This is a genomic window from Streptococcus marimammalium DSM 18627, assembly GCF_000380045.1.
GTDB lineage: Bacteria > Bacillota > Bacilli > Lactobacillales > Streptococcaceae > Streptococcus > Streptococcus marimammalium.
The window spans coordinates 25795-37972 of sequence record NZ_KB904340.1 but is presented as its reverse complement, the minus strand read 5'-3'; the positions used below and the strand labels follow the sequence as shown (position 1 = coordinate 37972).

Genomic DNA, 12178 nt, shown 5'->3' with positions numbered 1-12178 from the left:
ATCTCCTTTAAATAAATAAAAAATTTTCTTATCATATTATATCATAATTCTATAATTTTGCCTGTTTTTAAATAAACAACCCACTCACAAAGATTTGTGGCGTAATCAGCAATTCTTTCAAGGTCAACTAGAACTTGAAAATATTCCTTACCTGACAAAAGAGCATCAGGTTGATTTTTGATTTCTTCTAGGGTTAACGTTCGAATTCTCTTAGTGTCCTCATCAATTTGTTTATCCATACTTGCTACTTCTATAGCCTTTTTTTCATCTCTTTTAATATAAGCATTTAAAGCGGCTTCTACCATTATTTTAACTTGACGACCTAATTCATTAATTTCACTTTCAACACTATCGAGCCTCAATTGCCCCTTAGTTCTAATAGTAGCTTTTGCCATTGAAACTGCATGATCTCCAATTCGCTCAACATCACTGCTTGCTTTTAAGACAGTAATTACCATTCTTAAATCTTGTGACACTGGCTGTTGAAGTGCAATAATTTCCAAAGATTTTTTTTCGAGCTTTATTTCATAATCATTTACTACCTTATCTTCTTCAATGATTTCTTGAGCAAGTTCAGCATCATGACTAACAAAAGCACGAACAGTTTTACCAATTTGAGATAGGACTTCAGTTCCCATAGCATAAAATTGGTTATGTAGTTTTTCTAATTCTTCTTCAAATTGTGTTCTAAACATTTTATCTCCTATCCAAACTTACCGGTAATATAGTCTTCTGTTTCTTTTTTTGCAGGGTCCAAAAAGATTTTTTTTGTTCTATCGTATTCAATTAGACTACCATCTAAAAAGAAAGCTGTTCTATCAGACATTCTACTAGCTTGCTGCATGCTGTGTGTAACTACAATTAAAGTGTACTCTTTTTTTAATTCATATAGGGTTTCTTCAACTTTTCTTGAAGAGATAGGATCAAGTGCACTAGTTGGTTCATCTAACAAAATAACATTAGGATTAGTTGCTAAAACTCTTGCAATACAAACTCTTTGTTGCTGTCCGCCCGATAAAGAAAGAGCAGAATCGTGTAATCTATCTTTAACTTCTTCCCAAATTGATGCTTCTTTAAGGGAGGTTTCAACAACTTCATCTAATAATTGTTTGTCATTGATATCATTTATTCGTAAACCATAAATAACATTTTCATAAATTGACATAGGAAATGGGTTTGGTTGTTGAAAAACCATACCAATATTCTTTCTTAAATCAACCGTATCCATTCTTGGGCTATATATATTATGATCTTTGTACATAATTGAACCAGTAATAGTTACATCTGGAATTAGATCATTCATCCTATTAAAGCATCTAAGTAAGGTAGATTTTCCAGAACCAGATGGACCAATAAAAGCTGTAATCTCATTAGGATATAAATCCATAGTGACATTATTAAGTGACTTTTTTTTACCATAGTAGAGTGATAAATCACTGACACGTAAAATTTCTTTTGACATTTTTTCTCCTTTCTTTTTAACCGAAACGTCCAGAAACATAATCGGATGTTGATGAAAGGTTGGCATTTTGAAAGATAGTTTTGGTTTTATCATATTCTATGAGATCACCATCATAAAAAAAGGCAGTAAAATCGCTTGATCTAGCAGCTTGTTGCATGTTATGAGTTACAATAATAATCGTGTAGTGTTTTTTTAACTCCATCATTGTTTCTTCTACTTGAATTGTTGAAATAGGATCAAGTGCACTAGCTGGTTCATCCATTAATAAAATATTTGGCTTAACAGCAATGGCTCTTGCAATACACAATCTTTGTTTTTGTCCACCTGACAATGATAAAGCAGATTTATGAAGGTCATCCTTTACTTGTTCCCAAAGAGCAGCTTGTTTAAGGGAAGTTTCAACAACCTCATCTAATATTTGTTTATCTTTAAGACCATTTCTTTCAAGTGCAAAAGTTATGTTACGATAAATGGATTTGGCAAAAGGATTAGGTCTTTGAAAAACCATACCAATTTCTTTTCTCATTTCATAAACATTAATTTCAGGACGATTAACATCAATGCCTTCATACCAAATTTCTCCAGTTACTTTTGCTGAAACAATCGTATCATTCATTCGATTTAAACTTCTTAAATAAGTAGATTTTCCAGAACCTGATGGGCCAATAAGTGCAGTTATTTTATTTTTTTTAAACTGCATATCAATTCCCTTAATAGCTTCTTTTTTGCCATAAAAAACATGAAGATCTTTTGTTTCAAGAGAGATGTCATTCTTATCAAAAGTGACAATATGTTTTTCATTCCAATTATATTCCACCGTAACTCTCCTTTATTTCGATGTTATTTTATGATGAATTTTGTAGCCAATATAGCGAGCTGATAAGTTAAATAGAAGAATAAATATCACTAAAACAGCTGCACTTCCTGCAGATACTTCAAGTGCATCTGGTAAGGTTCCTTCACTATTTACTTTCCAAATATGAACTGATAAAGTTTCAGCTTGTCGAAAAATGGAAATTGGACTAGATACACTAAAAGGGTTCCAATTTGACCAATCAAGTGATGGAGCTGATTGTCCTGCTGTATAAATAAGTGCAGCTGCTTCACCAAATATTCTACCACTTGCTAAAACAATACCAGTAATGATACCTGGTAAAGCTTCTGGAACAACAACATGAACAATTGTTTCCCATCTAGAGAGTCCTAAGGCTAGCCCAGCTTCACGCTGTGTATGATGAACTGATTTTAGACTTTCCTCAACATTTCTTGTCATCATTGGTAAATTAAAAATGGTTAAAGCCATAGCACCAGAAATAATTGAAAATCCATAACCAAATTGAACAACAAAGACTAAAAAGCCAAAGAGTCCTACAACAACTGAAGGAAGAGAACTTAAAATTTCAATTGTATTTCTAATAATAATTGTTAATTGATTAGGTTTAGCATATTCTGACAAATAAATACCCGCTCCTAAAGAAATTGGAAAAGAAATTAAAAGAGTAATTACTAAAAGGATAATACTATTGTATAGTTGGATACCAATTCCACCTCCACTTTTATAAGAACTAGATTGACCGACCAAAAAGTTCCAGCTAATGTGAGGGATTCCTTGAACTAAAATATAACCAATTAAGCCAATTAAAATTAAAAGTACAATTCCTGATATTGCAAATAAAATAAAGGTGGCCAAATTATCAATTTTTTTAGCGTGCATAGTTTTTCATTCCTTTCGGACGAGTAATATGTTTTATCAACATATTAAACACAAGACTCATTAAAAGTAGAATCATAGCAAGACTCCAAAGAGCATTGTTTTGAACTGTACCCATAACTGTATTTCCAATTCCCATTGTCAAAATTGATGTTAGAGTGCTTGCTGGTGTTGTTAAACTTGTTGGGATGATAGCTGCATTACCAACAACCATTTGAATTGCCAGTGCTTCTCCAAAAGCTCTCGCCATACCAAAGACAATTGCTGTCAAAATACCTGGTGTAGCAGCTTTTAAAAGTACCCTTCTTATTGTTTGCCATCTAGTTGCTCCTAAGGCTAAGCTAGCTTCTTTATAATGTCTTGGAAGTGACTTTAAGGTATCTACTGTCATTGAAGTAACAGTTGGTAGAATCATAACAAACAAAACAAATACACCTGATAAGATACCAAAACCTGATCCGCCAAAAAAGAAACGAATTATTGGCACTATGACTGTTAGCCCGATAAAACCATAAACAACCGAAGGAATGCCTACAAGTAATTCTATTGCTGGTTGCATTATTTTAGCTCCTCTTTTAGGGGATACTTCTGTCATGAATAAGGCTACTCCAATTGCAAAGGGTGTCGCAAGGATTGCAGATAAGACAGTCACAATAAAAGAGCCTAAAATCATTGGTAAAGCCCCTAAAACATACTGACCATTGTCATCTTTTAAAGATGGATTCCATTCTGTCCCAAACAAAAAATTAAAGACATTAACTTTATTGACCCAAAAAGTGGATAAGCCTTTTTGAGCAATAAAAAGTAAAATTAAAATCACCACAAAAACAATCAGTAGTAAACAAAAAAAAGTGAATGTCTTTCCCATTTTCTCAAGACGAGAATTCTTTGATTTCGATAATAAACGTTTAGAAATGTCATTCATTTAATTTCTCCATGACTGTGCCATCAGCTTTTTTGATAACTTTCATATCGTTAATAGAAATATAACCTATTTCTTTCACGATTCCTTCTTGAACAGTATCACTAAGCATGTAATCTAAAAATTCTTTGGTTAAACCTGTAGGCTCACCTTTAGTATACATGTGTTCATATGACCAAATTGGCCAATTATTGACATGAACATTTTCCTCAGTAGGCGCAAAGCCATCAAGACTCACAGCTTTAATCATATCATTAACATAAGAAAAAGAAAGATAAGATATAGCACCTGGTGTCTGAGATACAATACTTCTAACAGTTCCGTTAGAATCTTGTTCTTGAGATTTTTTAGATGGTGTTCCTTTCATGATAATATCATCAAAAGACTTTCTTGTTCCAGAACCTGAAGCGCGATTGATAATAACAATCTCTAAATCATTACCTCCGACTTCTTTCCAATTGGTTATCTCTCCAGAAAAAATCTTTCTAAGATCATCAACTAATAGATTATCAACTGCAACTTCTAAGTTAACAATAGGAGTAACTCCAACTACTGCTACTTGATGGTCAACTAAAATAGAAGCATCTACTCCTTGTTTTTCCTCAGCAAACAAATCACTATTACCTATATCTACAGCACCTGATTGTACTTGAGATAGACCTGTTCCTGAGCCACCACCTTGAACATTAATAAATTTACCGATATGCTCTTTGGAAAATTCTTCTGCTGCTGTTTCAACAAGTGGTTGTAGTGCTGTTGAACCAACTGCTGTAGTAGATTCTCCCTTATCAATCCAACTGGAACAAGAAGTTAAAAATAGCAATCCTAGAATTAATAAACTTAAACCAAGAAACTGTTTCAATTTTTTCATATTCAAACCTTTTACTTTCATAACATTAAACTATAGATATCATAAATAAATTATCCAATATCAGATAAATAAATCTTTTAAGGGAGACGAAGACCTTTTGGATAAAAATTTTTAATTGTATTTCCAACAATTTTAACAAAACCAAGACCATTTCCTTTAACTAATAGTTGATACCATCCCTTTGAACGTTCTTTAGTTAAGGTAATAGTATTTCCAGAAAGGTAGTTTTTAAAGTTTTTTTCATCAATTTCAATAGTATTAATAACCTCATCACTTGTTAAAGCAACACCCAGTGCAAAACTTGGTTCAAAACGATTTTTCTTAAAAGTACCAAGATGCAGCCCATTTCTTGCTATTTTAAGTTTTGACAAATCTGGTAAGTCCAATGGTAAAAGATAAAGTTCTTGTCCAAAACATTGTAAAAGCCCTTCTAATTTATTAGTCAAGTGTTTTTTTTGAAAATCATGCCAAAGTTGTAATTGTACTTTTGACAAATTAGACTTTGCAGGTTTACAAGAATGTTTTAGTTTCTCTCTTTTGTCCATTAACATGGCTACGAATTGACCTTCTCCTTTAAAATGATGTGGGTACATTCTTGCAGTTTCAGGTATGCCAATTCCTTCTTTCATACCATTTATTTTTTCAATGTCAACTAATTTCAAAAAATCATAGGTTTCTAATAACCAAGAAACAATATCTTCATTTTCTTCTTTAGACCATGTACAAGTAGAGTAAATTAATTTTCCACCAGGTGCTAACATTTTTAAAGCATCTTCAAGGATTTCTTTTTGTAAAAAACTACATTTCAAAGGATAATCGGCATTCCAATATGTAATCGCCTCAGAATTTTTTCGAAACATTCCTTCTCCAGAACACGGAGCATCTAAAACGATGATATCAAAATATTCTTTAAAAACTGTTGCTAATTTTTTAGAGCTTTCATTGGTTACAACAACATTTCTACCACCAAAACGTTCAATATTTTCTACTAATATTTTACTTCTTTTAGAAGAAATATCATTACTGACAAGAACACCAGTATTTCGAAGATAAGATAATAAATGTGTGCTTTTACCGCCTGGTGCTGCAGCTAAATCTAATACTCTATCATCTTTTTGTGGTGCTGCTATTTGTCCTACCATTTGTGAGGCAGGTTCTTGTGAGTATATAACCCCTGTCACATGATCAATTGAATGACCAGACACTTTACCATAATATCCCCATGGTGTGTTTTTAATAGAGTCTGAAAATACTGGAAGCTGTTTTTTTAAAGGATTAACGCGAAATCCTGATATTGGTTGTTGAGAAAAACTATCAAAAAAAGCCACTGCTTCTTCTTGTAATAATTGGTTATATTTTTTCAAAAATTCATTTGGTAAATTCATAATTCCATTATACTATACTTTATTGTCAATCGTATAGAAAAAAATAAAAACCCTAAAATGGGTTTTAATGAGATAATTATTTAATAAATTGATCAATGATTTTTTTATCAACTTTTGGAAAAAACATCATTTTTTGACGTGTTTTAAAATTTGGTTTTTCTCCTGATAGTGTAAGAAGTTGGTAGCCAAGTTTTTCACCCATAATACTTGCTGCAGCATAATCCCAAGGATAAATATAAGAAAAATATGCCCAAGCCTGTCCATTTAAAACACGACTCATACTAATTCCTGCACTTCCATAGTTACGGCAACCCAAGCTATGTGTTACCAAATTAGCAATACCATGGTCATTTTCAGCAAACATCTTGGCATTACTAATAATTAGCATTTGATGAAGTTCTTTAGGCTGATAAATAGGAAGTGGTTTTTCATTACAATAAACTGGGAAATCCCCACCACCACTAAATAAAATGTCATTCATAACATCATAGATTAATCCAAATTTTCCAACTCCCTCTTCAAAGTAAGCTATCATAACAACAAAATCAGTTTTTTGAGCGATAAAATTTACTGTGCCATCAATTGGATCTATTATCCAGACATTTCCTTTATTCCATTCGTGTCTGACATTATTTTCTTCTGCTAAAATAAAATCAAAAGGATATTTTTTTTTAATTTGAGTGATGATTAGCTCTTGAACATCTTTATCAATATTAGTGACAAGATCGTTAAAACAATCTTTCATTTCAATTTTGAGTTTTTGATTCATTTTACTTTTGATAAACTGTCCAGCTTCCAAAATTAACTGTTTCGCAAATTCAATTTTTTCCAAAAGAAATCACGCCCTTCTGTTTTTCTTTAGCAAATTTCATTACTTGATAAATAGAATATCCACTAACTTTTTCAAATGATTTGTTAATTTGTTTTTCTTGACTTTTACTGGTCACTATTTTTTTGAAATTTTCATACGCACTTAATAAAGTTGATACTTCAACTTTTGATTCATAGGCTTTTTCAATCTGATTTAAAAAATAGAGTACTGATATCATTTCTTCAGTACTCCAAGATAAATCTAGCGGATAAGAATAATTAGACATCATCTTTCCTTTCGATTTCTGCTCGGATAGTGGCGTCCTTAAGTTCTTGTTTACGATAACTACGAGAAAGAAAAGCTCTAATCTCATCCTCGTTATAACCAATTTGCATCATTTTATCATTCATAATGATTGGTCTTCTTAATAAACTTGGATTTTCTCCAATTAAGATAATTAACTCAGAAATTGATAAATCATCAACATCAATATCTAGTTTCTGAAACACCTTTGATCGAGTAGAAATAATGTCATCTGTGCCATTTTCAGTAAATGACAAAATACTCATTAATTCATCATGGTTCAAAGGACTTGTGATGATGTTATGCTCTTTAAATTCGACTTCATGTTTTTTTAACCAAGCCCTTGCTTTACGACAGCTCGTACAGCTTGGAGACAAAAATAAGGTAATCATATTATCAACCTCTTTACACTTATTTACTTCATTATAACAAAAACAAACCACTTTTGCTATGTTTTTTTTGAATATTATTAAAATAATTGATAATTTTAACAAAATTGTTGTTTTTCTATTGATTACCAATGTTTAGCAATTTGTTCATCAATTTTTAACTGGCCAACTAATGCTTTCACATCAGAAAAACGTATCATTTCTCTAATCTTTTCAAGCCAGATAACTTCAATTGTTTCACCATAAATTTCTTCATTAAAATTAAATATATGAATTTCAATGGTTGATTTTTTGCCATCAAATGTAATATTTTTTCCAATACTTGTCATAGAACGGTATTTTTTTTCTTGAACGATAACATCAGTCACATAAACACCATCAGCCGGTACAAACGTTTTATCAATTAATGCAAGGTTGGCAGTTGGATAGCTAATAGTTCTTCCTCTTGCATCACCACGAGAAACAATTCCTCTTGTTGAAAGGGGAAACCCCAATAAATCGTTAGCTTTTGCAACTTGACCCTTAGCAATCAACTCTTTAATCCAGCTAGAACTGATTTTTTTATGGTCAACAGTAACTGGAGAAATGACAATTACTTGACCAGAAAAATGTTTCTCTAGATAAGAAGAGTTCTGTAAATCACTGCCAAAACGATAATCAAAACCAACTACAATAGTTGTTGTTTTTAGTCTAGTTATATAGGTTTTTATAAAATCATTAGCACTTATTCTTGCAAAACGGCTAGTGAAATCAATTAAATAAAGATAATCAACACCAAACTCAGCTAATTTAGCGTAACGTTTTTCAGGGTAATGGACATGCTTTAAAAGTGTTTCCTCATAAGGAGCAAAAACAACTTTTGGTGATTCCTTAAAAGTAATTAAAGCAACTTTAGACTGATTTTTATCAGCTACTGTTCTTGCTTTTGTCAAAAGTTTTTGATGGCCTTTATGTAAAGCATCAAAATAACCGAGTACTAAAACAGTCTCTTCATTTTGGGTAATATCATTAAAATCTTTTATTTCGAAAATTTTCATATTGTAATTTTATCATACTTTGCAAAAACAGTGCAAAAGTATTTAAATGAGAACCTTTCTGGGTTTATAGTGATGATCTCGTTTTTCTAAAATAGCAATCAATTGATTGTTATAAAAACCAGCAAGAATCATTTGCTTATTTTCAGCAAGATGAATAAAGCGACCATGAGAAATCTCGGTAACCATCTCCTTAGTTAATTCAATTTTTGGTAAATCTAAAACACCAAAAGTCATTGGTAAAAGAAAAGAATAATCATTATGTGCAATCATTTTATCAATTTGATCAAGTGTTAGCGCATCTGATAAATTTAGACCAGCAGCACTTGTACGAGTTAGAAACGACATGTGACTAGCAAAACCAAGTTGTTTTCCTAAATCAACTGCTAGTGTTCTAACATAAGTGCCTTTACTACATTTTACTTTGAAAGAAAAAGAACAGGTATCATCTTTAAAACATAGAGGGCTTGTTCTTACGAACTCATCAATTCTCACTTGTCGCTTCGGACGCTCAACAGTTTCGCCATTTCTTGCATACTCATACAATTTTTTACCTTTTACTTTAACAGCAGAATACATTGGGGGCACTTGTTCAATTTCACCAATAAAGCTTTTCATGGCGATATCAACTTTTTCTTCGGTTAATTCGTTAGAATGAATGGGCGACACATCAACAAGATTACCACTACTGTCTTCAGTTGTTGTGGAAAAACCAAGTGTCACCTCACCTTCATAAACTTTTCCAGAATCTGTCATAAATTCAATAACACGGGTAGCCTTACCAACAGCAATAGGTAAAACCCCAGTAACATCAGGATCAAGTGTTCCACCATGTCCTATTTTTTTTTCGTTTAAAAGTTTTCTAAGCTTAAAGACAGCATCGTGAGATGTCATGCCAGCTATTTTTTTTAAATTAATTATTCCTGAAATCATATTCTTATTATAGCACACTCGTTTCTTAGCGATAATTTTTTATTGCTTTTTAAGATGATCAAATTTTTCTCTCATGGTTGGGTTCTTTTTTGTTAATTTTTTAACTGATACATCATCTAATTTGTTATTAGCTAGTCTTAATTGATTTTCACTAGTTGTTAATGCTGCTTTAATGGCTTCCATTCGTTTAATGGTTTTGTCAATCTCATCAATGGCTTTTTTAAAATTAGAACTTGCCGATTGATAATTTTTAGCAAAAGCTTTTTTGAAGACCTCTAAATCCTCTTCGAAATGTGTGATGTCAATATTTTGCTCTTTGACTAGAGCCAATTCTTGTTTGAATTTCAATGAATTCATTGAGGCATTACGCAAAATCCCAATTAATTGAATGAAAAATTGTGGTCTGACAACATACATTTTCTCATATTTATGGCTAACATCAACAATACCTGTATTATAATAATCATTATCTGCTTCAAGCATAGAGACTAAAACAGCATATTCACAATTTTTTTCAGTTCTATCTCTATCGAGTTCTTTGAGAAAATCTTCATTTTTATGCTTGGTTTTTGTTTCGTCGGATTCATTTTTCATCTCAAACATGATGGAAAGAATCTCAACACCATTATCATCGGTTTCTCGGTAAATAAAATCCCCTTTTGAGCCTCTTTGAGACACTTGATTGTCTTTTTCAAAATAAGCATTAGGAAAAGCAAGATTTCTCACTTTGTTAAATTCTGTCTCTGCAAAAACCTCTAAACTCTCACCAATTGCTTTTGTTGATTGTTGAGCTTTGAAATTTTTATAAAATTCAACTTGTTCATTAGCTGCTTTTAATTGAGCTGCATAATCAATTTGAATGTTTTTTAAAGCTAATTCTTGCTTTTGTTCTTGCAAGATAAGAGCACTTTTAGCATCATCTCTTTCTTTTTCAATTTGAGAGAGTTTTTCTTTTAACTCATAATCTTTTTCAAGCGTCACTTGATTGAGTTGATTTTTGACAGTAATAATTTCTTGTTCTTTTTTAGCTAACAAGCTTTCTATCTCAAGATTTTTTGCCTTTTCTTGAGTTTTTATTTGGTTTTCTAAAGTCACAATCCTTTGTTCTTTTTCACTCAAAGATTTTTGAAGTTGATTTTTAGCTTTTTCTTCTAATAAAGCAACTTCTTTTGCCAAACGCTCATGGATTTCTTTTTCAAATTCTGTCCCACGAACTTGTGCTAAAAGTTCACTATATTCGGTTTCATTGACAGTAAAAGTGGTACCACAATGTGGACATTTGATTGTATTCATTACTAACCTCATTGCTTTCTAACAGTATAAATATAATTAGAGTAAGTAAATCATTTTAAGACAGTGTATCACTATAATCATGATAAAAATCTACTTTTAGTTGGATAATCCGCTCAACATCGTATAAGAGTTGAAACAAAATAGCACGTGTCTCAAATTCATGCCGTGTTTTAGGGAGCTCTCGTTTTCTAAAGGACTCTAAAAAGGCATTGATATCTTTTAACAAACTTTTGCCAGAATTTTTTTCACTAAGTTGAGAGGATACTTCAACAAAGAGTTGAGCTAAAAGATAACTTTCGGGACTTTTATATTGAAAATGATTAATACGTTTGGCCATTTCTTTTAAAATTTTTAATTGAGCTTGTCGCATTTCAAAATAGTGGACTTGGTAATTAGTCTGTTTAAACAACTGATTTCGTCTATCAAGATAAACAACTGATAAAGCTTTTTTTAAAAGAATATCCAATTGATTAATGAGTTCTGCATCATTTCGACCGTCACCTGTTCTTAAAAAACAATCAAATTTTAGTAAAATCTCTTTTAAAAGTGACTCTACTTCAGTAAGATAGCCTTCAATTTCTTTTTGTTTAGAAGGCATATAAAGATTGAAAACAAGTGCAACACCAGTTCCAATTAAAAATAGTGAAAATTCATTTAAGAAAAAAGGAAACGATACATTTTTGGCTATTAACAAATGAGTTACTAACACAGTACTTGGTGCAATACCACTCTCTAGTTGGAAAGTATATGCTAGGGGTATGTAAATGAGTAAGTAAATTGCTAAACTAAAAAGGGAAAAATTCAGAAATAAAAAAACTATAGTTCCAATAAAAAGGGCTAAAATTGTTGAAAACAATCGTTGTCTAGCAATTTTAAAAGATGACCGGCGCGTGTCTAAAATACTAAGAATGGCAATAATTCCAGTTGAGGTAGGATTTGACAAACCTAATTGATTTGCCAAAAAAATAGCAATAATAGTCGCAAAAACCAATTTAATCGTTCGTTGCAAAAGAGACATGATAATTCCCTTTCTTTAAAAATTTATCTAAAAAGAGTAATGTCAG

General features: G+C 31.5%; 13 protein-coding genes and 2 pseudogenes. All 15 read right to left on the bottom strand.

Translation table 11 applies throughout. The annotated features are described in order from the left end of the window. Nucleotides 1-41: 41 nt before the first annotated feature. The 15 genes and pseudogenes from phoU to A3I1_RS0101630 all read right to left on the bottom strand — a co-directional run bounded on the left by phoU (nt 42) and on the right by A3I1_RS0101630 (nt 12132). A complete protein-coding gene (gene phoU / locus A3I1_RS0101695; RefSeq protein ID WP_018369591.1) occupies nt 42-695 on the bottom strand; it encodes a phosphate signaling complex protein PhoU in 654 nt (217 codons plus the stop codon). 8 nt (nt 696-703) lie between these two features. Next, nucleotides 704-1462, bottom strand: a complete 759-nt coding sequence (pstB, locus tag A3I1_RS0101690) for a phosphate ABC transporter ATP-binding protein PstB (protein ID WP_018369590.1) — start codon at nt 1460-1462, stop codon at nt 704-706. A 16-nt stretch (nt 1463-1478) separates the two neighbouring features. After that, nucleotides 1479-2279 carry a phosphate ABC transporter ATP-binding protein PstB gene (pstB, locus tag A3I1_RS0101685; RefSeq protein ID WP_018369589.1) on the bottom strand — a complete coding sequence of 267 codons (801 nt, stop codon included), beginning with the start codon at nt 2277-2279 and terminating at the stop codon, nt 1479-1481. Nucleotides 2280-2291: 12 nt separating this feature from the next. Next, a complete protein-coding gene (gene pstA / locus A3I1_RS0101680) occupies nt 2292-3176 on the bottom strand; it encodes a phosphate ABC transporter permease PstA (RefSeq protein ID WP_018369588.1) in 885 nt (294 codons plus the stop codon). After that, a complete protein-coding gene (gene pstC, locus A3I1_RS0101675) occupies nt 3166-4098 on the bottom strand; it encodes a phosphate ABC transporter permease subunit PstC (RefSeq protein ID WP_018369587.1) in 933 nt (310 codons plus the stop codon). The genes pstA and pstC overlap by 11 nt, the downstream gene beginning before the upstream one ends. Further along, on the bottom strand, nt 4091-4966 hold the full coding sequence (locus A3I1_RS0101670) for a phosphate ABC transporter substrate-binding protein PstS family protein (RefSeq protein WP_018369586.1): 876 nt from the start codon (nt 4964-4966) through the stop codon (nt 4091-4093). The genes pstC and A3I1_RS0101670 overlap by 8 nt, the downstream gene beginning before the upstream one ends. Nucleotides 4967-5043: 77 nt before the next feature. Then, on the bottom strand, nt 5044-6351 hold the full coding sequence (locus tag A3I1_RS0101665; RefSeq protein ID WP_018369585.1) for an RsmF rRNA methyltransferase first C-terminal domain-containing protein: 1308 nt from the start codon (nt 6349-6351) through the stop codon (nt 5044-5046). A gap of 76 nt (nt 6352-6427) precedes the next feature. Then, on the bottom strand, nt 6428-7183 hold the full coding sequence (locus tag A3I1_RS0101660; protein ID WP_018369584.1) for an inositol monophosphatase family protein: 756 nt from the start codon (nt 7181-7183) through the stop codon (nt 6428-6430). Then, nucleotides 7170-7451 (bottom strand): UPF0223 family protein, encoded by a 282-nt coding sequence (locus A3I1_RS0101655; protein WP_026216729.1) that lies wholly within the window; start codon nt 7449-7451, stop codon nt 7170-7172. The genes A3I1_RS0101660 and A3I1_RS0101655 overlap by 14 nt, the downstream gene beginning before the upstream one ends. Continuing rightward, complete coding sequence (locus A3I1_RS0101650) at nt 7441-7857, bottom strand: Spx/MgsR family RNA polymerase-binding regulatory protein (RefSeq protein WP_018369582.1); 417 nt, start codon at nt 7855-7857, stop codon at nt 7441-7443. The genes A3I1_RS0101655 and A3I1_RS0101650 overlap by 11 nt, the downstream gene beginning before the upstream one ends. A gap of 122 nt (nt 7858-7979) precedes the next feature. Beyond that, entirely contained in the window at nt 7980-8891 is a 912-nt protein-coding gene (locus A3I1_RS0101645; RefSeq protein ID WP_018369581.1) for a bifunctional riboflavin kinase/FAD synthetase, read from the bottom strand. 42 nt (nt 8892-8933) lie between these two features. Further along, nucleotides 8934-9821 carry a tRNA pseudouridine(55) synthase TruB gene (gene truB, locus A3I1_RS0101640; protein ID WP_018369580.1) on the bottom strand — a complete coding sequence of 296 codons (888 nt, stop codon included), beginning with the start codon at nt 9819-9821 and terminating at the stop codon, nt 8934-8936. Between the two features lie 39 nt (nt 9822-9860). Beyond that, nucleotides 9861-10763: pseudogene (locus tag A3I1_RS0101635) on the bottom strand (DUF2130 domain-containing protein); the annotation flags it as partial. A gap of 173 nt (nt 10764-10936) precedes the next feature. Continuing rightward, nucleotides 10937-11114, bottom strand: a pseudogene (locus tag A3I1_RS08670) (DUF2130 domain-containing protein); the annotation flags it as partial. A gap of 55 nt (nt 11115-11169) precedes the next feature. Further along, complete coding sequence (locus A3I1_RS0101630; protein WP_018369578.1) at nt 11170-12132, bottom strand: aromatic acid exporter family protein; 963 nt, start codon at nt 12130-12132, stop codon at nt 11170-11172. Nucleotides 12133-12178 lie beyond the last annotated feature (46 nt).

Bases quoted from the DNA above. Each gene is read 5' to 3' on its own strand.
- phoU (WP_018369591.1), bottom strand. From the start codon at position 695: ATGTTTAGAACACAATTTGAAGAAGAATTAGAAAAACTACATAACCAA.
- pstB (WP_018369590.1), bottom strand. From the start codon at position 1,462: ATGTCAAAAGAAATTTTACGTGTCAGTGATTTATCACTCTACTATGGT.
- pstA (WP_018369588.1), bottom strand. From the start codon at position 3,176: ATGCACGCTAAAAAAATTGATAATTTGGCCACCTTTATTTTATTTGCA.
- pstC (WP_018369587.1), bottom strand. From the start codon at position 4,098: ATGAATGACATTTCTAAACGTTTATTATCGAAATCAAAGAATTCTCGT.
- A3I1_RS0101670 (WP_018369586.1), bottom strand. From the start codon at position 4,966: ATGAAAAAATTGAAACAGTTTCTTGGTTTAAGTTTATTAATTCTAGGA.
- A3I1_RS0101665 (WP_018369585.1), bottom strand. From the start codon at position 6,351: ATGAATTTACCAAATGAATTTTTGAAAAAATATAACCAATTATTACAA.
- A3I1_RS0101655 (WP_026216729.1), bottom strand. From the start codon at position 7,451: ATGATGTCTAATTATTCTTATCCGCTAGATTTATCTTGGAGTACTGAA.
- A3I1_RS0101650 (WP_018369582.1), bottom strand. From the start codon at position 7,857: ATGATTACCTTATTTTTGTCTCCAAGCTGTACGAGCTGTCGTAAAGCA.
- A3I1_RS0101645 (WP_018369581.1), bottom strand. From the start codon at position 8,891: ATGAAAATTTTCGAAATAAAAGATTTTAATGATATTACCCAAAATGAA.
- truB (WP_018369580.1), bottom strand. From the start codon at position 9,821: ATGATTTCAGGAATAATTAATTTAAAAAAAATAGCTGGCATGACATCT.
- A3I1_RS0101630 (WP_018369578.1), bottom strand. From the start codon at position 12,132: ATGTCTCTTTTGCAACGAACGATTAAATTGGTTTTTGCGACTATTATT.